Annotated in this window: 25 protein-coding genes; 14 read left to right on the plus strand and 11 right to left on the minus strand. The window is 67.7% G+C overall.

Features of this window, described 5'->3' with window-relative positions:
* Nucleotides 1-53: 53 nt before the first annotated feature.
* On the minus strand, nucleotides 54-539 hold the full coding sequence (locus SLQ33_RS20480) for a nuclear transport factor 2 family protein (RefSeq protein WP_319455703.1): 486 nt from the start codon (nucleotides 537-539) through the stop codon (nucleotides 54-56).
* Between the two features lie 103 nt (nucleotides 540-642).
* Here SLQ33_RS20480 and SLQ33_RS20485 point away from each other — a divergent pair, with 103 nt between their 5' ends.
* Genes SLQ33_RS20485 through SLQ33_RS20495 form a run of 3 tightly spaced genes read left to right on the plus strand, consistent with a single transcriptional unit; the run spans nucleotide 643 to nucleotide 3,430 of the window.
* Entirely contained in the window at nucleotides 643-1,293 is a 651-nt protein-coding gene (locus SLQ33_RS20485; protein ID WP_319455704.1) for a GAP family protein, read from the plus strand.
* A 46-nt stretch (nucleotides 1,294-1,339) separates the two neighbouring features.
* Nucleotides 1,340-2,509: an FAD-binding oxidoreductase gene (locus SLQ33_RS20490; RefSeq protein WP_319455705.1), complete on the plus strand. Its 1,170-nt coding sequence runs from the start codon at nucleotides 1,340-1,342 to the stop codon at nucleotides 2,507-2,509.
* A gap of 18 nt (nucleotides 2,510-2,527) precedes the next feature.
* Complete coding sequence (locus tag SLQ33_RS20495; RefSeq protein ID WP_319455706.1) at nucleotides 2,528-3,430, plus strand: aldose 1-epimerase; 903 nt, start codon at nucleotides 2,528-2,530, stop codon at nucleotides 3,428-3,430.
* Nucleotides 3,431-3,434: 4 nt separating this feature from the next.
* Here the strand turns inward: SLQ33_RS20495 and SLQ33_RS20500 are convergent, their stop codons facing one another.
* Genes SLQ33_RS20500 through dnaK form a run of 4 tightly spaced genes read right to left on the minus strand, consistent with a single transcriptional unit; the run spans nucleotide 3,435 to nucleotide 7,520 of the window.
* Entirely contained in the window at nucleotides 3,435-3,836 is a 402-nt protein-coding gene (locus SLQ33_RS20500; protein ID WP_319455707.1) for a heat shock protein transcriptional repressor HspR, read from the minus strand.
* 2 nt (nucleotides 3,837-3,838) lie between these two features.
* Entirely contained in the window at nucleotides 3,839-5,005 is a 1,167-nt protein-coding gene (dnaJ, locus tag SLQ33_RS20505) for a molecular chaperone DnaJ (protein ID WP_319455708.1), read from the minus strand.
* A gap of 38 nt (nucleotides 5,006-5,043) precedes the next feature.
* A complete protein-coding gene (gene grpE, locus SLQ33_RS20510; RefSeq protein WP_319455709.1) occupies nucleotides 5,044-5,661 on the minus strand; it encodes a nucleotide exchange factor GrpE in 618 nt (205 codons plus the stop codon).
* Nucleotides 5,658-7,520, minus strand: a complete 1,863-nt coding sequence (gene dnaK, locus SLQ33_RS20515; protein ID WP_319455710.1) for a molecular chaperone DnaK — start codon at nucleotides 7,518-7,520, stop codon at nucleotides 5,658-5,660. The genes grpE and dnaK overlap by 4 nt, the downstream gene beginning before the upstream one ends.
* A gap of 395 nt (nucleotides 7,521-7,915) precedes the next feature.
* On the opposite strand from dnaK, the gene SLQ33_RS20520 reads away from it, so the two are divergent.
* Both SLQ33_RS20520 and SLQ33_RS20525 read left to right on the plus strand, forming a co-directional pair.
* Nucleotides 7,916-9,229: a histidine phosphatase family protein gene (locus SLQ33_RS20520; RefSeq protein ID WP_319455711.1), complete on the plus strand. Its 1,314-nt coding sequence runs from the start codon at nucleotides 7,916-7,918 to the stop codon at nucleotides 9,227-9,229.
* 84 nt (nucleotides 9,230-9,313) lie between these two features.
* Entirely contained in the window at nucleotides 9,314-10,198 is an 885-nt protein-coding gene (locus SLQ33_RS20525; protein WP_319455712.1) for an IclR family transcriptional regulator, read from the plus strand.
* A 7-nt stretch (nucleotides 10,199-10,205) separates the two neighbouring features.
* Here SLQ33_RS20525 and SLQ33_RS20530 read toward each other — a convergent pair whose 3' ends face one another.
* Nucleotides 10,206-11,306, minus strand: a complete 1,101-nt coding sequence (locus tag SLQ33_RS20530) for an acyl-CoA dehydrogenase (RefSeq protein WP_319455713.1) — start codon at nucleotides 11,304-11,306, stop codon at nucleotides 10,206-10,208.
* A gap of 60 nt (nucleotides 11,307-11,366) precedes the next feature.
* Here SLQ33_RS20530 and SLQ33_RS20535 point away from each other — a divergent pair, with 60 nt between their 5' ends.
* The 9 genes from SLQ33_RS20535 to SLQ33_RS20575 all read left to right on the plus strand — a co-directional run bounded on the left by SLQ33_RS20535 (nucleotide 11,367) and on the right by SLQ33_RS20575 (nucleotide 17,032).
* Entirely contained in the window at nucleotides 11,367-12,287 is a 921-nt protein-coding gene (locus SLQ33_RS20535; protein WP_319455714.1) for a hypothetical protein, read from the plus strand.
* A gap of 123 nt (nucleotides 12,288-12,410) precedes the next feature.
* Nucleotides 12,411-12,770 carry a VOC family protein gene (locus SLQ33_RS20540; RefSeq protein ID WP_319455715.1) on the plus strand — a complete coding sequence of 120 codons (360 nt, stop codon included), beginning with the start codon at nucleotides 12,411-12,413 and terminating at the stop codon, nucleotides 12,768-12,770.
* Nucleotides 12,771-12,827: 57 nt separating this feature from the next.
* Nucleotides 12,828-13,544, plus strand: coding sequence for an MBL fold metallo-hydrolase (locus SLQ33_RS20545; RefSeq protein WP_319455716.1), 717 nt, complete (start codon nucleotides 12,828-12,830; stop codon nucleotides 13,542-13,544).
* 165 nt (nucleotides 13,545-13,709) lie between these two features.
* Nucleotides 13,710-14,249, plus strand: a complete 540-nt coding sequence (locus SLQ33_RS20550; RefSeq protein ID WP_319455717.1) for a hypothetical protein — start codon at nucleotides 13,710-13,712, stop codon at nucleotides 14,247-14,249.
* Nucleotides 14,250-14,307: 58 nt separating this feature from the next.
* On the plus strand, nucleotides 14,308-14,556 hold the full coding sequence (locus tag SLQ33_RS20555; protein ID WP_319455718.1) for a type II toxin-antitoxin system prevent-host-death family antitoxin: 249 nt from the start codon (nucleotides 14,308-14,310) through the stop codon (nucleotides 14,554-14,556).
* 1 nt (nucleotide 14,557) lies between these two features.
* The gene (locus SLQ33_RS20560; RefSeq protein WP_319455719.1) at nucleotides 14,558-14,953 is read left to right on the plus strand and encodes a type II toxin-antitoxin system VapC family toxin; all 396 of its coding nucleotides are present in this window, start codon (nucleotides 14,558-14,560) and stop codon (nucleotides 14,951-14,953) included.
* Between the two features lie 41 nt (nucleotides 14,954-14,994).
* Nucleotides 14,995-15,618, plus strand: a complete 624-nt coding sequence (locus SLQ33_RS20565) for a TIGR03085 family metal-binding protein (protein WP_319455720.1) — start codon at nucleotides 14,995-14,997, stop codon at nucleotides 15,616-15,618.
* 10 nt (nucleotides 15,619-15,628) lie between these two features.
* Nucleotides 15,629-16,561, plus strand: a complete 933-nt coding sequence (locus tag SLQ33_RS20570; protein ID WP_319455721.1) for an LLM class F420-dependent oxidoreductase — start codon at nucleotides 15,629-15,631, stop codon at nucleotides 16,559-16,561.
* A 27-nt stretch (nucleotides 16,562-16,588) separates the two neighbouring features.
* Nucleotides 16,589-17,032, plus strand: a complete 444-nt coding sequence (locus SLQ33_RS20575) for a hypothetical protein (protein ID WP_319455722.1) — start codon at nucleotides 16,589-16,591, stop codon at nucleotides 17,030-17,032.
* Nucleotides 17,033-17,045: 13 nt separating this feature from the next.
* On the opposite strand, the gene SLQ33_RS20580 is transcribed toward SLQ33_RS20575, so the two are convergent.
* The 5 genes from SLQ33_RS20580 to SLQ33_RS20600 all read right to left on the minus strand — a co-directional run bounded on the left by SLQ33_RS20580 (nucleotide 17,046) and on the right by SLQ33_RS20600 (nucleotide 24,116).
* Nucleotides 17,046-18,764 (minus strand): Hsp70 family protein, encoded by a 1,719-nt coding sequence (locus SLQ33_RS20580; RefSeq protein WP_319455723.1) that lies wholly within the window; start codon nucleotides 18,762-18,764, stop codon nucleotides 17,046-17,048.
* Nucleotides 18,765-18,801: 37 nt separating this feature from the next.
* On the minus strand, nucleotides 18,802-20,304 hold the full coding sequence (locus SLQ33_RS20585) for a dynamin-like GTPase family protein (RefSeq protein WP_319455724.1): 1,503 nt from the start codon (nucleotides 20,302-20,304) through the stop codon (nucleotides 18,802-18,804).
* 66 nt (nucleotides 20,305-20,370) lie between these two features.
* Nucleotides 20,371-22,227, minus strand: coding sequence for a dynamin-like GTPase family protein (locus tag SLQ33_RS20590; protein ID WP_319455725.1), 1,857 nt, complete (start codon nucleotides 22,225-22,227; stop codon nucleotides 20,371-20,373).
* Between the two features lie 103 nt (nucleotides 22,228-22,330).
* Nucleotides 22,331-23,320, minus strand: a complete 990-nt coding sequence (locus tag SLQ33_RS20595; protein WP_319455726.1) for an IniB N-terminal domain-containing protein — start codon at nucleotides 23,318-23,320, stop codon at nucleotides 22,331-22,333.
* Between the two features lie 262 nt (nucleotides 23,321-23,582).
* A complete protein-coding gene (locus SLQ33_RS20600) occupies nucleotides 23,583-24,116 on the minus strand; it encodes an Rv0340 family IniB-related protein (RefSeq protein ID WP_319455727.1) in 534 nt (177 codons plus the stop codon).
* Nucleotides 24,117-24,298 lie beyond the last annotated feature (182 nt).

Genomic DNA, 24,298 nt, shown 5'->3' on the forward strand with positions numbered 1-24,298 from the left:
TGGAGGCTACCCAGCGAGAACGGTTTCAATTGTCGAATCCGCCAATTTACGGGCTAGTCGGCCACGGTCTCCTGCGCGGTCAGCGCTTTCCATACCCCGTTCTGCAGGATGAAGACGTCGATGAAGCGCTCGCGGGCCACCACCTCGCCGTCCTGCGTCACGGTGTTGACGCCATGGATCACCGCCGAGTCCCCGTACACGTCGACGATCTGGTCGGATGCATTGAATGCGAGGTCGAGCGGCTCCATGGCGGCGATCTCCTGGGCCCTGTCGAATACCTCGCCGTCGGCGTTCACGTGTCGAAACGTCGGCCCGAGAATCGATTCCACGGTTGCCACGTCGCCGGTCGTGATCGCGGTGAGCCACCGTGCCTCCTGCGCAAGCACGTCGGCGCACGGCGGCGCCCCAAGCGCGAGCGGCAGTCCGGTGCCGCTGTCGACACACGTGTCCGCTTGGGCCGTCGCCGGTGTCGCGATGACCGCGACCGCCATCGCGGCGCCCACTACGGCGACGCGCACGACGCTGACAGGTCTGCTCATGGAACGATCCCCCCACCTCGACTGGGCCGGAGTCTATCCACCATGCCGTCAATTCAGTCCGGCTTCGCCAACTAGCCCGATTTGCTTGCTAACTTGACGAACGATGCTGACCGAACTCATCCCCCTGGCCCTGGTGGTCGCACTTTCACCGCTGTCGATCATTCCCGCGGTGCTGGTGCTCCAAACGCCGCGGCCGAGGCCGACGGGACTGGCCTTCCTGGTCGGCTGGGTGGTGGGGCTGGCGGTGCTCACCCAGGTCTTCGTCGAAGTGTCGGGCCTGCTCGGTGGCGGGCTGGACAAACCACCGCCGTGGGCGTCGTACGTCCGCATCGTCGTCGGCATCGCCCTCATCGCGTTCGGCCTCTACAAGTGGCTCACTCGGAAGCGCTCGGAACACTCGCCGAAGTGGATGAGCAGCTTCGCCAAGATCACTCCAGCCCGTGCGGTCGTCACCGCCATGGTCCTCGTCGTCGTCAACCCCAAGGTGCTGTTCATGTGTCTCGCAGCGGGTTTGGCGATCGGCACCGAAGGCCTGGGCCGGACCGGGGCTTTTCTCGGCGTCGCCTACTACGTCGCGGTCGCCGCCTCCACGGTTGCGCTGCCAACCCTGGCGTACGCGGTCTCCGGCGATCGGCTCGACCCCGCGCTGACGAGGGTGAAGGACTGGATGGAACGCCAGCACGCGGTGCTCGTCGCGGCCATCCTGGTCGTGCTTGGTGTGATGGTGCTGTACAAGGGAATTCACGGACTGTAGGACTACGGGTCCGGCAGCACATCTCCGCCGCCTACACTCGAACGGCGTGGGACTCGACGACCGTGAGGCACTGGCGACGTTGCGCGCCGCGGTCGACCCCGACGGCGGCGATTCGGCCGAACTGATCAGCAGGTTCTATACCCGCTGGTTCGCCATCGACACGTCGGCGCGCGACCTCTTCCCGCCCGACATGGAGAAGCAGCGCGCGGCTTTCGCCCACGCGCTGACGTGGTTGTTCGGTGAGCTCATCGCCCAACGCGCCGACGAGCCGGTCGCGTTCCTCGCCCAGTTGGGCCGCGATCATCGCAAATACGGTGTTACCCAACAGCATTACGACAGCATGCGCGACGCTCTGGACACCACGCTTCGCAGCCACTTCGCCGACCAGTGGGACGAGCGCCTCGCCGCAACCGCCCGCGACGCGGTGGACCTGATCGTCGGGCTGATGCGCGGAGCGGCCGACGCCGAGAAGGGACTGCCCTACCGCGACGGGACGGTCATCGAACACATCCGGGCCGCTCGCGACGTCTCGGTGATCCGCCTGCAACTCGATCGGCCGCTGTACTACCACCCCGGTCAGTACGTCACCGTGCACGTGCCGCAGTGGCCGCGCCGGTGGCGCTACCTCAGCCCTTCGATCCCCGCCGACCGCGGCGGTTCGATCGAATTCCACGTCCGCTCCGTCGCAGGTGGGATGGTCAGCCCGGCCATCGTGGACGAGACCAAGCCCGGCGACCGGTGGCGCATCTCCAACCCCCACGGCGCCATGCAGGTCGACCGCGACGGCGGCGACGTCCTGATGATCGCCGGAAGCACCGGACTGGCTCCGCTCCGCACGCTGATCATGGATCTCACCCGGTACGGGGTGAATCCGCGCGTGCACTTGTTCTTCGGCGGCCGCTTCCCCTGCGACCTCTACGACCTTCCGACGCTGTGGCAGCTCGCATCCACCAATCCGTGGCTGTCGGTGACGCCGGTGACGGAGTACTCGACCAATCCACCGTGGGCAGGCGACTACCCGGATCCCGAGCCGCCACGGGGCCTACACGTACGCCAATCCGGCACGCTGCCCGACGTGGTGACGAGGTACGGCAACTGGGGCGACCGCCAAATACTCATCTGCGGCGGACCCGAAATGGTCGAAGCCACCAAGGCCGCGCTGATCTCCAAGGGTGCGCAGGAGCACCGAATACAACACGATCCACTTCCAAGTTGACCGTGACAGAATTCGACCATGCCTGAGTTCGAGTCCGTCACGCTCAAAGATCCCTCGTCGGCGATGACGGCCACGTTCGTTCCCGTCGCAGGCATGATCGGAACCTCGCTCGCCGAGGACGGCGTCGAGTTCCTTGGCCAGCGCCGCGGCCTGGACGCATACGTGACGTCCGGCAAGACGATGGGCATACCGATCCTCTATCCGTGGGCAAATCGATTGAGCGCCAGCAAGTATGGCATCAACGGCGCCGTCGTCACCCTCACGGCGGGCACCGGCGGCGTCCGCACCGACCAGCACGGCGTCCCCATCCACGGCGTGCTCGGGGCGTACCCCGGTTGGCTGGTGACCGAGCGCTCGGAGAACTCGTTGACGGCGGTGCTCGACTACGGCGGCAAGCCGCGGCTGTTGGCGTCGTTCCCGTTCCCACACGTGCTGACTCAGCAGGTCACGCTCGAGGATCGCACGCTGACCATCGCCACCACCGTCATGCCGACCACCGCGGCGTCGGTGCCGTTGTGCTTCGGCTACCACCCGTACCTGCGGATCCCGGACGTGCCTCGCGAGGAGTGGCTGCTCACCACGCCGGACATGCGCCATCTGCCCGTGGACAACTGGGGCATCCCGACGGGCGAGCACGAAGACTGGAACGGAACCACCGAACCACTCAAGAACATCGAGTACGACGACGGATTCGACAAGGTGCGCGACGGGTCGGTATTCACGCTGTCAGGCGCCGACCACCGCATCGACGTCGCGTTCGAGAAGGGCTATCCGGCCGCTCAACTCTTCGCGCCGCGCAACGACGACGTCATTGGCATCGAGCCGATGGCGGCTCCGACCGACGCGCTGCGCCGCGGCAACTACCGCTTCGCCGTCGCGGGCAGTCCCGAGACGGCGCGCTTCTCCATCAAGGTGTCGTAACCCGTCACTCGCCCTGGCGGCGGCGACGCCCAGCGGTGGGCTGCCACACCACCAGCGCGGTGCTCTTGGGCACCACTGCGACGTCGCGGCGCTGCGTGGCGCGCGCCCGGTCGAGTTCGTTGGCGAGCTCGACCAGCCTGGCCTGCAACGCCTCCACCTGGTTGGTGAGCTCGATGATGCGCTTGATCCCGGCGAGGTTCACACCCTCGTCCTGAGACAGCCGCTGCACCTCGCGCAGCAGGTCGACGTCGTGCTCCGAGTACCGCCTGCCGCCGCCCGACGTCCGCTGCGGACTGACCAGCCCGAGCCGGTCATAGGTCCGCAGCGTCTGAGCGTGCATACCCGCCAGTTCGGCGGCCACCGAGATCAGAAACGTCCGGGCCTCGTCATGGTTCCGCTTGGCCACGATCACGCCCCCGCCCAGTTCGCCCGCGGGTCGAACCCGCTGGCCCGCTCGGCCTTGGCGTAGGCCTCGAGCGCCTCGGCGGACTCGCCCTCGAGGTTCGGCGGCACCGCCACCTTGACGGTGACCAGCAGATCGCCGTGGCCCCCGTGGCGCTTGGGAACGCCACGTCCACGCACCCGCAGGATGCGGCCGTCGCTGGTGCCCTTTGGCACCCGAACGCCGACCTTGCCCTCCAGCGTCGGCACGGAAAGCGTTGTGCCCAAGGCGAGTTCGTGGAAGCTGACGGGCACGCTGACGGTCAGGTCGTCGCCGTCGCGGCCGAAGACCTTGTCCGGCCGGACGTGCACGGTGACGTACAGATCGCCCGACGGTGCGCCCCGCAGCCCCGCCTCACCCTGACCGGCCAACCTGATGCGCTGGCCGTCCTCGACGCCCGGTGGTATCCGGACGTTGATGGTGCGGGTGCGGGTGGTCACGCCGGTGCCCCGGCACTCGTCGCAGGGCTCTTCGATGATCGAGCCGCTGCCCCGGCACTCGGTACACGGTTCGGAGAACCCGAACGCCCCCTGATTGCGGTTGATGACGCCCGAGCCGTTGCAGTTCGCGCACACCTTCGGACTGGTGCCCGGACGCGCTCCACTGCCGTGACAGTTGGTGCACGGCGCGGGACTCGTCAGCCGCAGCGGCATGGCGACGCCCTTGGTGGCCTCAAGGAACGACAGTTCCGTCTCGGTCTCCAGGTCGTTGCCGCGACGCGGGCGGGTCGCCCTTGGCTGCTGCGCGCCGCGTCCGAAAAGCCCGCCGAACAGGTCGCCGATGTTGGCGCCGCCGGTCTGGCCAGCCTGGTCGAACAGGTCGCCCAGGTTGAAGTCCGCAGTGTCGCTGCTGAATCCGCCGCCGCCGGGTGGGAAGCGGCGCCCGAAGCCACCGTTGGCGAAGAGCCGACGGGTCTCGTCGTACTCCTTCTTCTTCGTCGCGTCCGTGAGCACTTCCTTGGCCTCGGAGACGGCCTTGTACCGTTCCTCGGCCACGGAGTTGCCCGGGTTGCGGTCGGGGTGGTTCTCCGCCAACAGCTTTCGGGCTGCGCGCTTGATCTCGTCCGCGGTTGCCTCAGAGGAGACGCCGAGCTCCTTGTAGAAGTCCTTCTCGACCCATTCGCGTTGGGCCATCCCGCGTCACCTCCTCACCAAGACTCACGAGTTGTTCCCTAGTCCGATTCTGTGCCGTCATCGCCGCCGATGTCGTCATCACCACTGACTTCGCCGTTCGTGTCGGGCTCCTCGACGGCGTCGACGACCCCGACCATGGCATGCCGTAGCACCCGCTCGCCGAGCAGATAGCCCTGTCGCATCACGGTCCCGACCACCGGATTCGCCCCGTCGCCCTCGTGTTGCACGGCCTCGTGCCGGTCCGGGTCGAAGGGGTCGCCCTCGACGCCGAAGGACACCACGCCGATTCCCTCGAGTGCGGCGGCCAGCTTGTCGGCCACGGACTTCAGCGGACCCGATTCGAGGTCGCCATGGTTGCGCGCCCGGTCCAGATCGTCGAGCACCGGTAGCAGTTGCATGACGACGCCGGCCTTGGCTCGATCGGCGGCGGCCTGCTCCTGCCGAATGGACCGCTTGCGGTAGTTGTCGTACTCGGCCTTGACGCGCTGCAAGGTGGCCTTGAGTTCTGCGGCTTCATCGGACTCCGGCGCCGCCGCCGGAGCCGGCCCGCTACGGGCCGGTCCGGAGGCGGTCTCGCGTACCTCGCCGGTGTCGGGGTCGATGCGCCGCTTGTCGGTGATGATCACCGGCTCGTCGTGCGAATCTCCCTGAGTCACTTGCGCTCCTCGACGTCCTCGTCGTCCTCGACGACCTCCGCGTCGACCACGTCGTCGTCCCGCGGACCGGAAGCCGCGCCACCGTCGCCGGGCTGTTCGGCCTGCGCGGCCTCGTACATCGCCTGGCCGAGGGCCTGGCTCTCGACGCCTAGCTTCTCCATCGCGGACTTGATGGCCGCGATGTCATTGCCTTCCAGCGCAGTCTTGGCCTCGGCGATGGCGCCGTCGACCTTCGTCAGCGTGTCCTCGGGGACCTTCGACCCACCCTCGGCTTCACGCTGCTCCTTGACGAACTTCTCCGTCTGGTAGACCAGCGACTCGGCCTGGTTGCGGACGTCGGCCTCTTCGCGCCGCTTGCGGTCCTCCTCGGCGTGCGCCTCGGCGTCCTTGATCATCCGGTCGATCTCCTCCTTGGACAGGCCGGAGCCCTCCTGGATCTTGATCGTGTTCTCCTTGCCGGTGCCCTTGTCCTTGGCCGTGACGTGCACGATGCCGTTGGCATCGATGTCGAAGGTGACCTCGATCTGGGGCACGCCGCGCGGAGCGGGCGGGATGCCGGTCAACTCGAAGCTGCCGAGCAGCTTGTTGGCCGACGCGACCTCGCGCTCACCCTGGAACACCTGGATCTGCACCGACGGCTGGTTGTCGTCGGCCGTGGTGAACGTCTCGGACCGCTTGGTCGGGATGGTGGTGTTGCGTTCGATGAGCTTGGTCATCACGCCACCCTTGGTCTCGATGCCCAGTGACAGCGGCGTGACGTCGAGCAGCAGCACGTCCTTGACCTCGCCCTTGAGCACGCCAGCCTGAAGGGCGGCGCCCATGGCGACGACCTCGTCGGGGTTGACGCCCTTGTTGGGCTCCTTGCCACCGGTCAGTTCCTTGACCAGCTCGGTCACCGCGGGCATGCGGGTGGACCCACCCACCATGACCACGTGATCGATCTCGCCGACCGAGATCTTGGCGTCGGCAATGACCGACTGGAACGGCTTGCGGGTGCGGTCCAGCAGATCCTGCGTGATCTTCTGGAACTCGGCCCGGGTCAGCTGCTCGTCGAGGAACAGCGGGTTCTTGTCGGCGTCGACCGTGATGTACGGCAGGTTGATGGACGTGCTCTGGCCCGAGCTGAGCTCGATCTTGGCCTTCTCGGCCGCTTCCCGCAGCCGCTGCATCGCCATCTTGTCCTTGGTCAGGTCGATGCCCGCGCTGGCCTTGAACTTGTCGACGAGCCACTCGACGATGCGGTCGTCCCAGTCGTCGCCACCGAGGTGGTTGTCACCGGACGTGGCACGGACCTCGACGACACCGTCGCCGATCTCCAGCAGCGAGACGTCGAACGTGCCGCCACCGAGGTCGAAGACCAGGATGGTCTGTTCCTTCTGGCCCTTGTCCAGGCCGTAGGCCAACGCCGCCGCGGTGGGCTCGTTGACGATGCGCAGCACGTTGAGGCCGGCGATCTGGCCGGCTTCCGTGGTGGCCTGGCGCTGGGCGTCGTTGAAGTACGCGGGCACGGTGATCACCGCGTCGGTGATGTCCTCACCCAGGTAGGACTCGGCGTCGCGCTTGAGCTTCATCAGAATGCGCGCGCTGATCTCCTGCGCGGTGTAGTTCTTGCCGTCGATCTCCACCGACCAGTCGGTGCCCATGTGGCGCTTGACCGACCGGATGGTGCGATCGACGTTGGTGACCGCCTGGTTCTTCGCGGGCTGGCCCACGAGCACTTCGCCGTTGCGCGCGAATGCGACGACCGACGGCGTGGTGCGCGAGCCCTCCGAGTTGGCCACGACGACGGGGTCGCCACCTTCGAGGATGGCGACGACGGAGTTGGTGGTCCCGAGGTCGATTCCGACCGCACGAGCCATAGTTACTGCCTCCTGTTAGACGTATAACGGGTCTGAGTGGACCGCGCGCAAGTCTGCTCCGGCCGACCAAGTAAGTCAACCCAGACTTGAGCCCAGTTCACTCAAGTTGTCGAAGTGGTCAACGGAGGCCGTCGCGGAATTGTTCCCCGGGGCGCGTGCCGCCCCGATCCCGGCGGCCGCATGCCCCGTCGATTTCTGCACGGGGGTCGTTCCGACGGCCGTTTCACGACCCTGACGCAGAAGTCGGCGGTCGGACACGTGTCTCGGTGACCGGGATCACAGGTTGTCCACAGTTCCCCCAAAGTTCACCGTGAGGCGTCCATCCCACCAGCAGGAGGAAGTCTTCAATGAACGCTGCGTCTCGATCTGACGCAACACGACGGCTGTGGAGCACCGTGGCCGTCGCGCTGACCTCGCTCGCGCTCCTCTTCGGCGCGGCGGTCCCGGCCGCCGCGGCCGAGTTGATGAGGGTGACGTTCGTGCGTCACGGCCAGTCAGCCGGCAACGCCTCTGGGCTGATCGACACGTCGACGCCCGGTCCCGTGCTCACCCCGTTGGGCCAGCAGCAGGCGCAAGACGTCGTGGGCACGCTTGGCGACAACAACTACGACGCCATCTACGCATCGACGATGGTGCGCACGCAGCTGACCGCGGCGCCGATGTCGCAGTACCTGCGCCTGCCGATCACGGTGCTACCCGGCCTACAGGAGGTAGAGGCCGGCGTCTTCGAAGGAACTCCAGAAGCCAACGCCGCCAACGGCTATGCGAAGTTCCCACTGGCGTGGGCATTTCAAGGCAACCTGAACCTCCGGATCCCTGGCTCGATCGACGGCAACGAGTTCGACGCCAGGATGGACGGCGCTCTGCAGAACATGTACGACAACGGGGACCGCAACCCCGTGGTCTTCTCGCACGGTGCCGCGATCATGTTCTGGACGATGATCAACGCCCAGAACCTCACGCTGGAGCAGAAGATCAACCTGCTGCGGACCGCCCCGTTGGGCAACACCGACTACGTCGTCATCGAGGGCAACCCCGAGGACGGCTGGACGTTGGTGAATTGGAACGGCCAGGCATTCAGTCCCGAGCCCACCCTGGGTGCAGAGGTGCAGCGCCAGGTGCGGACGCTGGTGCGCCAACTCGCGGCGACCGCGCAACAGGTTTCCGCGGCGTTCGCCACGGGGAATCTCGGGACGGTCCTGACGGCGATCAATCAGGGCGTTGCCGACGCGGTCTTCTCGGTCGTCAAGTTCGGCCGGGCGGTGAACGCGAAGGTGATCCAGGAGTTGGAAACGGCGTCCGCGCCCGCCCCAGCCGCGTCGACGTCCACGCTCGCGGCCACCAGCACGGTCAGTCCCACCGCAGCCCGAACCGTCGAGCCCGAACCGAGTTCCGCACCCAAGCCGCAGGCGGTCGAGGCATCGAAGTCCACGACGACCACCGAGCCGAGCTCCGAGTCGAATTCCAAGTCCACGACGACCGAGCCCGCCAAGGTCACCACGACGGACCCGGCCGAGGTCACCACGACCGATCCGAAGGATGCCGTGAAGGACGATGAAGCGGTACCTGGTGAGCGCGACAGTGGCTCAACTCAGGAGGTGCACGACTCCACCACAGAGTCCGAAGCCACCAGTTCCGTCACCGACAAGCCCGATGCCGATGCGGATGCCGGTGGCGCCGCTGACAGCGCGAAGAGCGACGCCGCGTGAGGTAGCGACGAGATACAGAGTCGGCCCCCGCTCCGGAGCGGGGGCCGATTTCTGGTCGGGTGAGGCTACAGTGAAATCGCTTCGATGACATCGACTTCCGTGCGGGAGATGGTCTTGCAAACAGCTACGAGCGGCGACGCATCCGACGCACCGACGTCGATGATCGACCGGGTCGCGCTGATCCTGAACGCGTTCGATCGAGCAGGCAAACTGCTACGCCTAGACCAGGTCGCCACGCGCACCGGACTGCCACGCTCGTCCGCTCATCGCATCCTCACGCAGTTGCACGCAGCCGGACTGCTGCAGCACGGGCCGGACGGCTACTGCCTCGCGTCCTCGCCCCTCCCGGCGAGCCGCATGGTCGATCATTCGGGGCTACGCGGAGTGGCGTCGCCGGTGCTCGAACGGCTCCATGCCGACACCTCACTGGTGGTGCACCTCGGGGTGCTGCTCGGGACGGATGTCGTTTACCTGGACAAGATTTCGGGCGGAACCGGTGTCCCGGTACCGACGCGAGTGGCCGGAAGTACCCCGGCGCACGCCAGCGCACTCGGCAAGGCCATGTTGGCTCAGCTGCCCGCCGAGGCGGTCGACGCGCTGCTAGCCGATCCGCTTCCCAAGCGCACTCCAGCGACCATCGCCGACCTCCCGACCTTGCATCAGGAGTTGGCGCGCATCAGATCCCGGCACGGCCTCGCCTACGACGATCAGGAACTTGCGGTCGGCCTGTCCAGCGTCGCCGCCCCGATTCGAATCGCGGACCGAGAGTTCGCGGGCCTTTCTCTCACCGGCGCGGTGCCGGTTCAGCGGCTGCAACGCATGGCGCCCTTCCTCACGCGCGCCGCGAGGGGCATCGCGGAACATCTCGGCAGCACCAACGTCGCGTCGACCCAGGAGGCCTCCGTCACCGTGACCGACGACATGTTGTCGAGGGTGCTTCGTACGCTGTCCTCCGACGACTGGGTATAGCCGACACTCACCAAATGAGGTCGTCGACGTTGAGCCCCATGGCGAACCGGCCCACGACGGCCAGCACCTGCTCCACGTTGCTGGAGACGTGCATCCGGGCCGTCTGCACGTCGCGCCACACGCGTTCGATCAGGCCGTCGTCGGGACCCGGAGACTGCACGATCGCACGGGCGGCCCGCACGGCCCGCTCGGAGGCCATCACCTGGTCGCGTCGCGCACGCAGCACCGACTCGGCATCCGGATGGCCGCCCGCGCGAACGCACTCCACGAGCTCGGCCATGTTGCGTCGGATCTGGAGCACCGACAGCTCGACGTCGGTGCTGGCCATGGCGACCGCACTCAGCGCCGGCTCCGCATGGGTGATCGACGTGGCCAGTAGGCGTTGGGCGGCGCCCAGCAGCGGGATGGTCCCGGCAAGGGTGTACAGCGTCGGCTGCGGCAGCCGGTCCAGCGGCGTCGCGGTCACGGCCTCACCTTGATCGAGCCAGCTGAACGCGCGATGTTCCGGTACGAACACCCCGGAGGCGACGACGTCGTCTGCGCCAATCCCACGCAGCCCCAACCCATTCCAGGTCGGCTCGACGACATAGTCACTCCCCGGGACCAGAACCCCGATGAAGTCCTGCGCGGCGCCGTCCGGCCCTACTCGCAATGCCGCGGCACTCAGCCACGACGCGTGGCGGGCGCCCGTGCACCGAGTCCACCGACCGGAGAGCCGAAACCCTCCGTCGACGCGCTCCAGCCGCCCGGTCGGCGCGTACGACGAACACAGCAGCGCCCGGGGGTCAGCACCCCAGATCTCCTGCAGTACCAGCTCATCGCGCACCGACAGTCCCCAGTTGTTCACCGCGAGCCATCCGGCCAACCAGCCCGTGGACACGCACGCCGAGGAAAGCTCGCGGGTGGCCGTCAGGTAGTCGTCCGGCGCGGCTTCGGAACCTCCGAACGGCGCCGATTGCAGCAGCGAGAAGTATCCGGCGTCATGCAGGCTGGCGATCACGCTGGGGTCCACTGCGCCGTTGCGGTCGACGTCCGGCGCTGCCGCCTCGATTTCGGGCAGTAGCGTCCGGACCGCGCTGAGCACGGATTGGGACGTACTCGCACTCACCAACGCATGCCCCATGCCACGATCAGTGCATACCATTTGTCGACGTCTGCGGAGGTAGGTATGGCGGAGACAGAATCGATTGCGGCGCTGAGTCGTTCAGGAGCACATCGGGTATTGCAGCCGGCTCGCTACGGCGGGCTGGCTGGGAGTGCCGATGAGTTCGTTTCGGCGGTCTGCGAGCTCGCCGTGCGCGATGGTTCGCTCGGGTGGCTCGCTATGACGTTCAATGCGGCCGCCCACGAACTTGCTGCGCTGCCCGAGCCGGTGCTCGACGAGGTGTGGGGTGCGGATCCAGAAGCGCTGATCGCCACCACCTTTCGAGGCAGCGGAGAGCTCGGCCCCAACGACGCGTTAACAGGTCGTTGGGAGTCCGTCGTCGGAGCCGAACACGCCCAGTGGCTGCTCCTGCCCGCCGACGACGGCGGCCCCGTTCGCGTGCTGGTGCCATGCAGCGCGGCGCGCCTCGAACCGCCTGGCGCGGGTCGGCGCGGCCTCGGTGCGGCGGGTATCTGCGACGTCGAGGTCGCGGCGGTGGAGGTCGACGAGCGTCACGTGTTCAGCCACCGCGACGGACCGGCCGTGATCGCGGTGAGGGGCGCCGCGGCAGCCGTGGTGGGTTCGGCCGACGGCGTCTGGCGCAAACACGTAGCCCAGGTGCGGGCACGGCTGGCCACCTCGTCCGGCGGCGACGAGGTCAGCGATGCGGCGGCGGCGCAAGTGGCCTGGGCGGCGTCCGACATCGACGCCGCAAGAGTTCAGGTCACGTCACCACTCGAGGCTGCGGGTGACCTCGCCGCCGCGATATGGGTCCATCGGCAGGCCGTGGCGCGGGCGCGTGACGCGGCCGATCGGTTGCTCGCGAACAGCCGCCATGCCCTGGACGCGTCCGATCCGGTGACCCTCGCGTGGGAGGACGTCCAGGCGGGTTGCCGAATGGCCGCGCAGCTCGTCGACGGGCTGGAATCGGCCGCGATACGATGACCATGATCTGAAGAGACAGACCGGTTTGGGTGAGTCCCGGTCACCATCGTCCAACCGTCGATGGCCCAACCCGTCACGGGTTCCCTGATCACGATTATTTCGTGCTATCAGGAAGGCCCTCCCGTGAAACTCAACCACCTCGACCTGCAGGTCGCCGACGTTCGCGCCACCGCTGCGCTGTTCCAGTCGCTCTTCGGCCTACGGCTTCAATCCAATTCGCGCAGTTCATCCATCGCCATCCTCGGTGACGGCGATGGATTCGTCCTGGTCTTGCAACGCACCAGGTCGGCCGCGGAGACGTATCCGTCGGGTTTCCACTTCGGATTCACCCTCGAATCCGTCGCCACCGTCCACGACGTTCAGGCGCGTGCCCGCGCTCTGCAGCTCGACGTGACTGAGGTCATCGAGAACAACCGCGGAACGATGGTGTACTGCCGCATGCCCGACGGCTACCTCGTGGAGGTCAGCAGTCCGCGTCGCTGATTGCACGTAATTGTCCGTCACCGCCATTCGGGCGCCGCCGCGGCGCACCATGAACGTATGGATACCGCAGTCGACGAAATTGCACCGGGCATCTTCCGGCTGTCCACCTGGATTCCGGACATCACCGAGCACGGATTCACCTTCAACCAGTTCCTGCTGACCGGCGACGAACCGTTCCTCTTCCACACCGGCCAGCGCTTCCTCTTCCCTGCGGTGTCCGCCGCCATCGAGCGGGTGCTGCCGCTGACGAGCCTGCGCTGGATCTCCTTCGGGCACCTGGAGGCCGACGAGTGCGGCGCGATGAACCTGCTCCTGGACGCGGCCCCGAACGCTGAGGTCATCCATGGCGAACTGGCCTGCATGTTGTCGCTGACGGACATGTGCGACCGCCCGCCGATCGCCGCCACCGACGAACCCCGCGACATCGGTGGCCACCGAATGCGCTTCCTCGCCACACCGCACGTGCCGCACAACTGGGAGGCCGGGCTGTGGTTCGACGAGACCACGTCGACCCTGCTCGCGGGCGACCTGCTCACCCACGTCGGCCAGTGCCCCGCGCTCACCGAGTCCGACGTCGTCGCACCGGCGCTCGACGCCGAGGGCATCTTTCACGCCACCGGACTGAACACCAACCTGGCGCCGACCCTCGAGCGACTCGCACAGCTGAATCCGACCACGCTTGCGCTGATGCACGGAGCCTCGTACTCAGGCGACGGCGCGGCCCAACTGCGTGCGCTGTCCGACGGCTACGCAGCGATGGCCACGGCTTCCTAGCCGAACTTCGGCTGCGCTGAGGGTCGCGAATTCCGCCGGATCACAGCCCTCAGTGCAGGCAAATCACAGGGACACGGCTTCATAACCATCGCCCGTCACACGTTTCACACGCGCCACTGCGTCGGTACCGTCGAAGGCACACGGCCCAGGGAGGCGAAGGACGCGATGAACGCCCGGCGGATCGCGGCATGCGTGCTCGCGGCGGGTGCGCTGCTCACGGGCTGCCAGTCGACGGTGCCGGGTGAGCCGCAACCCAACGCAGGCAACCCGACCGAGCCCAGCTTCTCGACGCCGCGGCCGAGCCGGTCGTCGCAGACCCCGACCCCGACGTCGAAGCCGAGTTCGCCCACCAAGGCTCCAACGCCCGGCGAAGCGCTCCCGTCGGAGAACGGCTGGTCGTTTATCGAGACGAAGTCGGGCAAGACGCGCTGCCAGCTCAGCCAAGAGGAAGTCGGCTGCGAGGCGCCGTTCACCAACGCGCCGATGATCGACGGCATCCAGGCCAACGGGATCAGGCTGACCGCCGACGGTGAGCAGGAGTGGCTCGTCGGCAACCTCGGCGACCCGCCCGTCGTCTCGCTCGACTACCGCACGTACACCGCGCAGGGCTGGACCATCGAGGCAGCCGAGGCGGGCACCAAGTTCACCAACGACGCCACGGGACACGGCATGTTCGTGACCATCGAGAAGGTCGACTTCTTCTGACCGAAATGCCTCGACGGAAAGTGTAGCTAGCTGTAGCACTCATTGCTACGATGGGGTGATGGCCAAGACGATCGCACAACGCGAACTGCGCAATGAGAACGCCAAGGTCATCGAAGCGGTGACGGCGGGCGAAACCTTCGTAGTCACCCGAAACGGCGAACCGGTGGCCGAGCTGCGCCCGATCAAGGCCGGCCGCCGCACGTTCATCTCCCGCGACGAAGTCGCCGCGCTGGCGGCAGCTGGCGTGCGCATCGACCATCGTGCGTTCCGCGCCGACCTCGACCGGTTGATCGACCAAGGACTGTGAATTGACGTCTGGCCTTCTCGATACGTCCGTCGTCATCGACTGGCACGACCCCGTCGTCATCGCGGCCCTACCCGACGAGGCGGCAGTATCTGCGATCACTGTGGCCGAGTTGGCGGCCGGGCCACATCTCGCCGCGACCGCGATCGAATCGGCGAAGCGGCAGGCTCGACTGCAGGAAGTCGAATCGATGCTCGAACCGATCCAGTTCGACGGTGCCACCGCACGGAGTTATGGACTCGTCGTCGCCGCCATCGTTGGCGAAGGAAGGAAGCCGCGAAGCCGGTTCGCGGACCTACTGATTGCCGCGACGGCACACGCCAATCGCCTTGACCTCTATACCCGAAACGGTGAGGACTTCATCGGACTGGAAGAACTCGTCCGCGTAATCACCATCTGACGCAGCACTATCCACGGCATGTTCGACGAGGGGAAGCACACATGAGCATCGCCCAGCGGGAACGCGCTGCACTCGTCACCACGATGCGCGGCACCGGCCCCGAACAGCCGACCCTGTGCGGGGAGTGGACGACGCGCGAACTCGCCGCGCACCTGGTGGTACGCGAGCGTCGGCTCGACGCCGCCCCTGGCATCATGGTCCCGGCGCTGGCCGACTACACCGAACGCGTCACCCAGCAGGTCGCCGCCGAGACCGACTGGAACGTGCTGCTGGACAAGATCGCGTCGGGCCCACCGCTGCTGTCTCCGTTCAAGCTGCTCGATCCGGTGGTGAACGTGGCGGAGATGTTCATCCACCACGAGGACGTGCGGCGCGCGGTAAGCGATTGGGAACCAAGGGAACTCGCCGACGACGAGCTGACCGCCATCTCGCGTCAGGTGGGGATGATGGCCCGCATGGGGCTCGGCAAGGCCCCTGGCCACGTGTCGTTGCGCACGCCCGAGGGCAAGACGCTGGCCACCGTCGGCCGCGGCGGGACGGTCGTGGTGACCGGGGCGCCGCTCGAACTGCTGATGTTCGCGTCCGGACGCGACCAGGCCCGCGTCGAGTTCACCGGCGACGACGAGGCGATCGCTGCCGTGCAGGCTGCCAGGGGAGGCATCTAGGCTGGGGCCCGTGGACTTCCGGGTATTCGTCGAACCGCAACAAGGCGCCACTTACGGCGACCAGCTAGCCGTCGCACGTGCAGCCGAGGACTTGGGCTATTCCGCCTTCTTCCGATCCGACCACTTCGTGGCGATGGCCGGGGACGGGCTGCCTGGGCCGACGGATTCCTGGGTGACCCTCGGCGGCATCGCGCGCGAGACGTCGACGATCCGGCTCGGTACCTTGGTCACCTCGGCCACGTTCCGCTACCCGGGCCCGTTGGCGATCTCGGTGGCTCAGGTCGACGAAATGAGCGGTGGCCGTGTCGAATTGGGGCTAGGCGCTGGCTGGTTCGAAGCCGAGCACAAGGCGTACGCCATCCCGTTCCCGCCGTTGGGCGAGCGCTTCGACCGGCTGTCGGAGCAACTCGACATTCTCACCGGGCTGTGGACCACGCCGACGGGGCAAACGTTCGACTACTCCGGCAAGTACTACGCGATAGCGGATTCGCCCGCCCTGCCCAAGCCGGTGCAGGCGCCACATCCTCCGATCGTCATCGGCGGCAGCGGCGCCAAACGCACTCCAGCGCTGACCGCAAAGTTCGCCGCCGAGTTCAACAGCCCGTTCGTTGCGGTCGATGAGCTGAAGACCCAGTTCGGCCGGGTCGCCGCGGCGCTGGCCGACGCGGGCCGCGCCCCCGATTCGCTGACCTACTCGGCGGCGTTCGTGGTGTGCGCGGGGCGCGACGAAGCCGAGCTGGCCCGCCGCGCGGATGCCATCGGCCGCGAGTTGGACGAGCTGCGCAGCAATTCGCCGCTCGTCGGCACGCCCGCGGAGATCGTCGACAAGTTCGGCCCCTTCGCAGCGGCCGGATTGCAGCGGGTTTACCTACAGGTGCTCGACATGTCCGACTTGGATCACCTGGCATTGTTCGCCGACGAGATCATGGCCCGGCTGCACTGACTGGGGCCGCGGCTACTATCAGTGCCCGTGACCGGTGACCGCGACGACGTCCGAGGTGGTGACGCGCCCGCCGAGCCGGCCTGGCACGAGCGCACGTCGACGCTCGTCGGGGCCAGCGCCGCGGCGCTCGTCGTGATGGCGCTGCTGTACTTCATCACCTCGACGCTCGTCCGGGAGTTCAACGACCCCGCGCCGACGCCGCAGTACTTCCTGGATCCGGGTGGTAGCTCGAGCTCGTTCTCGCGCACGGGCTCGTCGACCAGCACGACTCAGACGATCACCAGCACCAGTCCGCCCGTCACCAGCGACATCAACAACCCGGGTGAGACGACGACGTCCGGCACCGATACCTCGACCTCGCCGAGCGAGTCGACGTCGCGGATCCTGCCCCGCACCAGGGACGACGAACCCAGGACGACGCGCTCCCGGCCGCGGCTCAACGAAACCAGGACGCTGTACCCGCAGCCCTGACCCGCGCGGCGGCTCACGCCCAGGCGCTGCTCGGGGCCGCAGGCAAGGTCAGCGGCGGGAGACTCGGCAAGCTCGGCAGCGAGACCGGGGGCTCGCTCGGCGGTGAACTCGGCGGCTCACTCGATGGCGGCTCACTCGACGCAGTCGCGGTCGTGGTGGACGTCGGCGTCGAGGTCGACGTGGACGTCGTAGTGGACGTGGGCGTCGACGTCGTCGTGGTCGGCTCCGTGGTGGTGGTCGTGGTGGGCTGCACCGACGTCGTGGTGGTCGGCTCCGTCACGGGAGGTGGGGGCGGCGGCGCCTCGACGACGGACGGCTGCGGTTGCGGCGCGGGCCGACGCGGCGCAGGAGCCTGCGTGTACTGCACTACGGTCGGCCCCGGTCCGGGGTCCTGGACCGACTGCGTGACGGGCGGGGCCGCGAGCACCTCGCTCGAAGCCGACGCCGGGGACTGCGACGTCACGCTGGTGATCGGGCTGGCCGCCGCCGTGCTCACCGTGTCGGCGTCCATGGTGACGACGAGCCCCGCCGCCGCGGCGAGCGCAGCGCATGCCGCAGCGGCGAATAGCACGGCGGGGCGCCGGTACCACGCCAACGATGCCACCGGCTCGTCGTCGTCGACGTGCTGGAAGGCGACCTCGGGACGTGCCCACTCGACGCCATGAACGTCGTCGAACTCCTCGAACTCGTCGAAGTCCCCCGCTTGCGACCACGCGAGCGCAGGTTCGGCCTGCGGCACCGCACTGGCGGCGGCCGGCGCCGCCATCGTCGACGTACCTGGCGCCGCGACCACGCGTGTCGCCGTTTCCGGCTCCCGGCCGGCCAGCATCGCCGCACCGATGGCGGCGACCGTCTGCGCGTCCGGGGAGGTGGTCACCGGAGTGCGCAGCGCCTCCGAAAGCCGTTGCGTGACAAACGGAATGCGAGCTCCCCCGCCGACCGTCGCGACGGCGACCAGCTCAGCGGGCCGTACTCCGGCACGCCGCAGCTGGTCGTCGATGGCCAACAGCAACCCATCGACCGGCACGCCAAGGAGGCCGTCGAGCTCGGTGCGGGTCAGCCGGACCGTCGACCCGACTGGGCCGGGCAGCCCGGTTGCCGTCTCGTGGGAGAGCCGCTCCTTGGCGCGGCGGCAGTGGTCGCGGAAGGTGGTCAATGACGCGACGGCGGACGTGTTCGCCGGGTCGACGTCCGCATCGGCGAGCAGGTGGGCGAGCACCGCGCGGTCGATCAGGTCGCCGGAGAACTCGTCGAAGCGCAACGTCGGCGCGATCGGCGCGAAGTCCCGCGCCGCGTCGGCGAGCGTGACGCTGGTGCCGGTGGCGCCGAAGTCGCACAGCGCCACCACGCCACGCGAGGGCAGGCCGGGGTGAGCGCGCAGCGCGACGAGGGCAGCGGTGGCGTCGGACGTCACCGTCATGTCGGGCAGCACCGTGCGGACACGGCCGACGACGTGATCGGGCCAGTGGGCAGGCACGGCCACCGCGAAGCGTTCGCCCGCCCGGCCGGCCACCGCGACGAGGTCGGTGACGGCGGCGGCGAGCAGGCGGTCGGCGGAGTGCGCGGATCCGTCCGGCGCGACGATCGGGACGGGGTCGCCGACGCGCTCGACGAAACCGGTCAGGAGGGTGCCCCGCCACGGGAGCTCCGCGCGGCGCAGAATCGACGAGCCGTCGGGACGCGCCGCGGCGAGCTGAGTCGCGCCGATCGACAACCCAAGCAAGCCACGCATGACTTCTACTTCGCGCTGCGGCGCCGGATCGTTAGCGTCAGCGGCCTAGCGCCGCGTACTCCGCGACCAGCGCTTCGGCACTGCGCACGGCAGCCCGGCAGGCCCTCGTCGTGAAGGGGTCGTTGAGGGGGTGATCGGCGCGCCGGCGCCACCGCTGCGCCGCGGCGAACGCGGACCGCGGACCGTCGTGCGGCGCGTCGGGTTGCAGCCCCAGCCTGCTCGCGGCGTCGGTGCCCGAACCGCCGATGACGCGGCGCAGCGAGGCCATCTCGTCGTCATTCAACGTCGTGGCGCGGCCCCGCAACTGGCTGAGCAGCCGCAGCTCCTCGAACGCGTGCGTGTCCGCCAGCAGCGGATCGATGTCGGCCAGGATGTACGGCGTCGCATAGATCGGGTTGGACTGCACGAACTGCCGCAACGCCAGCAGCGCGGTGTGCGCCTTCAGCAGGTCGGAGCGCTGGGCGAACTGCTGATCGATGACGTCGCGCAACGCGATCAGCCCGCTGCGCTCGAGCAGCTCGTCGGCCAACGCCACCGAGTCGCTGATCCCAGCGCGCAGCACCGCGATCGAGATCCTGATGCCGAACATGCCGAACCGGTCGAGCAGCGCCGCGCGGGTGGCGGCGTCGACAGGCAGCGCGCTGTCTTCGCGGGCGAACCGGTCGACGGACAGCATCGCCTTGCTGAGCTCGGCGACGTCGACCCCGGCCAGCTTCTCCAACGCGACGAACTCGCTCTGGCGCAGGGTTCGTGCCGTCAGCGCCAGCAGCCCCGAAACCGGGACCACCGCCTGGCAGATGCCGGTCTTGTCCATCTCGGAAGTGAACCGGGTCGCGACGTCCTTCGCGGACATCATCGCGTCGATCCGGCCCGCTCCGATCTCGTCGGCCCGGGACGCGACGCCGATGACGCCGAGCGCGCCGGCCGACCCACCGACGAGTTCGCCGATCTGCTTGAGCAGCGCGATGTCCGCCGCGTTGAGCGTGCGCAGCAGGAACACGACGGCGTCCACCCGCGGCACGCCGTCCTCCGGCACCAGCAGCCGCAGCGTCCGCTCGGAGACGTCGCGCGACAGCGACGACGTACCGGGGGTGTCGATGATCGTCGTGTCGATGAGCTCGGCGGCGGGCCACTCGACGTCGAGGTCGACGACGTCGACGGGGTCCAGGCTGGCGAACTCGAACGTCAGGCCACGCTCACCGGACCCGCTGCTGCCCCGCGTGATCGGCACGTTGGAGCGTCGGCCGCCGCGGTGGTTGGCCGTCACCTTGGGGGTGGGGCCGTTGCGGAACCAGGTCACGATGCGGGTGGCCTCGGTGGCGTCGGTGGGCGCAATGTCCTCGCCGACAAGGGCATTCACCAGTGTCGACTTGCCTGCCTTCAAGGTCCCGGCGAGCGCGATGCGGATCGGCTGGTTCAGCCGTCGCCCGATCCACTCCAGTTCGTTGTGCAGCTCGGGCCGGTTTCCGTATGTGGGATCGGACCGGTAGGCCTGGATGGTGCCGCCAAGGATCGCGCGCACTCGATCGCTCGTGCTCATTTCGCGCTACCTCGGGATCCGGTTGGCCTTTGCCGGATAACCAGCATAGGCACTACGGCTGCGAGGTCACCTGGCGACGGGTTGCGCGCTGGGCTCGGTGGGTTGGGGCGACAGCTTCAGCGCGTGCTCGGTGACCTGACGCAGGATGTTGAGTTGACGCTCGAGTTCCTTGACTCGCGTGGCGCGCTCGTTCTCCTCAAGCTTCGCCGCAGCGAGCGCTGCCTGCAGTGACTCGTTCAGCGAGCGCGTGGCCTGGTTGGCGATGCCGCGGTAGTGGTCCCGCAGCTGGCGCTGAACACCCTTGAGCCGGTCCCGCGACTCCTTGGTGACCACGAAGGAGACGTCGTCGACGAAGCGGCGCATGTTGTTCTTGGCGTCGTTTCGCACCCTCATCATTCGGTTGTCCATGTCGTCCTTGTAGGCCTTGCGGCCCAGCAAGGCCCCGGCACCCAACGACAGCGGGTTGAACATCCCCAGCCCTGCGAACGTCGTCAGCATGCCGAACATCATCACGCCGCCGAAGGAGCCCCTCATACCCGAGACCACCTTGTCGCCCGCGCGCAGCGGCTTGGCCTCCAACCGGGAAATCGACTTCATCTCGCCGAAGCCCGCACCCATGTCGCGCGCGTCGAGCTGCGGCATCTCGACCGCGTCGATGCCGACTTCCATGAACGTGCGTGCCACCTCCTGGGCGAGCGCCTCCGCGCGCTGGTAGGCCCAGACGAAGTTGTCGCCGACGGCGGTGGCGACCGCGTGCTCGATTTCGGAGCCGATCTCGGCCCAATGCTTCGTCGGGTCGCAGCCGTCGATGACCTTCTCGGTGTGCTGCGTGATCGCCCGGAACCGACCCCGCAGGTCGTGTTCCACGTCAGCGGTCAGGTCCGAGATTCCGTCGTTGAGCACCTGCTGCCACAGCGCGGTCTGCGCGAGGGCATCCATCGCCTCTTGTTTGCGCCGTTCCAGGTCGTCGGTGAGCCGGCCCCTGGCGTCGGGATCGTTGATCACCGACAGCTCTGTGGTGACGGCGAGCGTCAAATGCTCGGCCGCTGAACGCACTTCGGTGAGTACCTGGTCGCGTACCCGGTCGTTCTCGCGGGACAGCACCCGCTCGCTGAGGAATTTGACGATGGCGGGAAAGTTCGACTCCTCGTTGAGTTCCTTGTCGTCCATCTGAATCGCGTGGCTGCGGAGCATGGAAGAGACCGGGGTGACCGGGACGGTGACGCCGGCCCGTTGCAGGTGTGCCTGGTTGGCCGCGACGATCTCCCGCCAGTGCGGGTACAGGTCGGTCTTGGTAGCCAAAATGATTGCCAACGGGCAGATTTCGAGCGCCTGCCGGATGAAGGTGAGCTCCGGCTCGGTGAACTCCTGGCTGGTGTCGCTGATCATCAGCATCGCGTCGGCGTCGGGCAGCAGGCCCAGCGTCGCGGACAGGTGCGGCTGGCCGTGGCCGCCGACGCCGGGGGTGTCGACGAACGCGAGGCCGTTCTTCAGCAGTGGACTCGGCGCGGTGACCTCCACGCGCAACACCTCGCGGCCGCCGGCCTGGGGTGCGCGGCGCAGGTCGGTCTGGACCTCGCTGGGCGGAATCTCGATCACCTCGGGCTCGGCGCCGTCGCCCCTGGCGACGATCAGCCGCGCCGACGCCTGCTCCCCGAAGGACACCACCGTGGCCAAAACCGTGGTCTCGTCGTCGCCGACGCGGGCGACGGGCACGTTCAGCAGCGAGTTCAGCAGCTGGCTCTTGCCTTGTTTGAGTTGGCCGGCGATGACCACCCGGATCTGCGGGTCGGAGATCCGCTCCTTGGCCCGGCCCAGTCGTTCCACCAAATCGCCGCGATCGTAGGTGGCCGCGATCTTGGTGCTGTGATCGATCAACTCGACGATGACCTTGACCTTGCGGGGATCGTTCGGTTGCGTCATATCGTCTTTCTTCTCTTGCGTGTTCGTCCAACGGTAGGCGCACGCACTAGCGGGGACCACCCCGATGAGAGGAGGTCCCCGCCAGTCGCGTTATTCAGTTGGTTCAGAACAAGCCCGCGTCCACCTCCACGTTGGTCTCGACCGTCTGCGAGTTGTCCACCGAGTTGTCGGTCTGCGAGTTGTCGACCGAGTTGTCGGTCTGCGAGTTGTCGACCGAGTTGTCGTCGTGGCTGGCGTCGACGTTCCCGGAGATGTCGCCGCCGCCGGTGTCGACGGTGGTGACGTCGCCGCCACCGGTGTTGGTGGTGGTGGAGTCGTTGTCGTTGATGACGATGCCGCCACCCCCGCCGCCGCCGCCGGCATTGGCGGAGTTGTCGTTGGCGACGCCTCCACCGAAGATGCCGCCGCCACTTTGCGTCGAGGCGTTGCCGCCGTCGCCGCCGCTCATGTCGACGTCGTTGATCACGGGGCCTTCGTTGCCGGAGATGATGTCGCCGCCGGCGGTCTGGTCGCCGCGGTCGTCGATCTCGTTGTCCTCGCCGACGTTGACGTTGGAGCCGCCACCGATGTTGCCGGTGTTGGCGTTGTTGTCGTCACCGACGACGTTCCCGTCACCCTCGACGTTCGTGGTGTCGATGTCGCCAGCGTTGCCGGTGTTCACGACGCCGCCATCGGTGGCGGTGTTCGTGGTCTTGTCACCGAAGGTGATGTCACCGAAGTCGAGGTTGACGCCGCCCTGCTGGAGGTCGCCGCCGGCATTCGGGCTCAGGAAGTCGTTGTTGCTGGCGACGTCCGTGTTGTTGCGGCTGGCGAACTCGGTCTGGGTCTGCGGCGCGAACGTCGTCTGCGGGGAGAACGGCGAGGCGATGCTGTGGTGGTTGGCCACCGCGCGCTGCAGGCCGACAACGGGATCGCCGCCGCCGCCGAGAGCGAGACCTGCCGGAGCGGCCGTGGCGGCCACTGCCTGGATCTGGGCGGGGCTGACGTTCGGCAGCCCGGCGTCACGCAGAGCCCCGTCCGGGTCCTGGATGAACGACGCGGCCACTTCGGGGCTGCGGAACAGATCGAGGATGAAGTCGAGCAGTGAGGTCATCGGAGTTTCCTTTCAGAGGATTGTTTCTTGGTCTGTCACCGGGTGGTCCGGCGAACTGAAGACAACGTTATGGAGTACGCGGGCTGCGGGAAACGGGGCCGGTTCCCCTTGATCGACACGGCCATGGCGGGCCGGGGCGGGGTTATGGGTTAGGGGATTAGGGGATTGGCCTGGGGGTGTCGGGGGATGGGGCGTGACGTGCCCAAATACGACGACGGCGCGGCCACCATGGGCCGCGCCGTCGTCGTACTGGGGTGAATGCCTAGATGAGATCCTCGAATCCCGGGGCGTCGGGGGTGGACTGATCGTCGTCGATGACGTGCTGAACCCATTCCGTCTCGTGCGCGGCGTCGTCGACCGGCAGGTCGTCGATGACGGGGGCGTCCAGCTGCAGCGCCGGGTCGTCCAGGCCTGCGACTGTGGGCACGTCGTAGCTCGGGGCGGCGGTATCGAACACCGCGTCATCGGAGGTCCCGATCAGGTCGTTGATCACGCCGTGCGGGTCGTCGAGTACCTGTTGTGGCAGGTGGTCGTCGAAGGCGTCGAACGCCGCGGTGGCCGCCCCGCTCGCCCACACATTGCTGACGGCGTCCGCGCCGAACCCGTCGACACCGGTCGTCGGCATGGCCGAGGACAGCGACTCCGCGACGACCGGGATCAACTGATTGACGTCCGCACTGGTCACGTCCGTAAGGTTGGCATCGGCGATGGCCTGGGCCGGGTCAGCGGCATACTGCGCTGCAGCCTCGGAATCACGCACCAGCGACATCACGAAGTCGAGGAGCGAATTGGTCACGACGCACCTCCTTTCTTGTCATCGGTTGTTGATGACGATGCTATCGACGATGCAGTCCGCCGTGATCGGTGCGAAACCCAGGCCTTTCGACATCCGGTTAGGGGGCCGACCGTTAGGGGTTCGTGGACACTAGGGGGATCGACGTCCCCGCCCACCCGTCGGCGGTTATGGTGAGGACTGAT

Source organism: Mycobacterium sp. RTGN6, assembly GCF_033804605.1.
Classification (GTDB): domain Bacteria; phylum Actinomycetota; class Actinomycetes; order Mycobacteriales; family Mycobacteriaceae; genus Mycobacterium.

Excerpts from the sequence above, each read along its gene's own strand:
- SLQ33_RS20480 (WP_319455703.1), bottom strand. The coding sequence starts at position 539 with ATGAGCAGACCTGTCAGCGTCGTGCGCGTCGCCGTAGTGGGCGCCGCG.
- SLQ33_RS20485 (WP_319455704.1), top strand. The coding sequence starts at position 643 with ATGCTGACCGAACTCATCCCCCTGGCCCTGGTGGTCGCACTTTCACCG.
- SLQ33_RS20495 (WP_319455706.1), top strand. The coding sequence starts at position 2,528 with ATGCCTGAGTTCGAGTCCGTCACGCTCAAAGATCCCTCGTCGGCGATG.
- dnaJ (WP_319455708.1), bottom strand. The coding sequence starts at position 5,005 with ATGGCCCAACGCGAATGGGTCGAGAAGGACTTCTACAAGGAGCTCGGC.
- dnaK (WP_319455710.1), bottom strand. The coding sequence starts at position 7,520 with ATGGCTCGTGCGGTCGGAATCGACCTCGGGACCACCAACTCCGTCGTC.
- SLQ33_RS20525 (WP_319455712.1), top strand. The coding sequence starts at position 9,314 with ATGACATCGACTTCCGTGCGGGAGATGGTCTTGCAAACAGCTACGAGC.
- SLQ33_RS20535 (WP_319455714.1), top strand. The coding sequence starts at position 11,367 with ATGGCGGAGACAGAATCGATTGCGGCGCTGAGTCGTTCAGGAGCACAT.
- SLQ33_RS20545 (WP_319455716.1), top strand. The coding sequence starts at position 12,828 with ATGGATACCGCAGTCGACGAAATTGCACCGGGCATCTTCCGGCTGTCC.
- SLQ33_RS20550 (WP_319455717.1), top strand. The coding sequence starts at position 13,710 with ATGAACGCCCGGCGGATCGCGGCATGCGTGCTCGCGGCGGGTGCGCTG.
- SLQ33_RS20555 (WP_319455718.1), top strand. The coding sequence starts at position 14,308 with ATGGCCAAGACGATCGCACAACGCGAACTGCGCAATGAGAACGCCAAG.
- SLQ33_RS20565 (WP_319455720.1), top strand. The coding sequence starts at position 14,995 with ATGAGCATCGCCCAGCGGGAACGCGCTGCACTCGTCACCACGATGCGC.
- SLQ33_RS20580 (WP_319455723.1), bottom strand. The coding sequence starts at position 18,764 with ATGCGTGGCTTGCTTGGGTTGTCGATCGGCGCGACTCAGCTCGCCGCG.
- SLQ33_RS20585 (WP_319455724.1), bottom strand. The coding sequence starts at position 20,304 with ATGAGCACGAGCGATCGAGTGCGCGCGATCCTTGGCGGCACCATCCAG.
- SLQ33_RS20590 (WP_319455725.1), bottom strand. The coding sequence starts at position 22,227 with ATGACGCAACCGAACGATCCCCGCAAGGTCAAGGTCATCGTCGAGTTG.
- SLQ33_RS20595 (WP_319455726.1), bottom strand. The coding sequence starts at position 23,320 with ATGACCTCACTGCTCGACTTCATCCTCGATCTGTTCCGCAGCCCCGAA.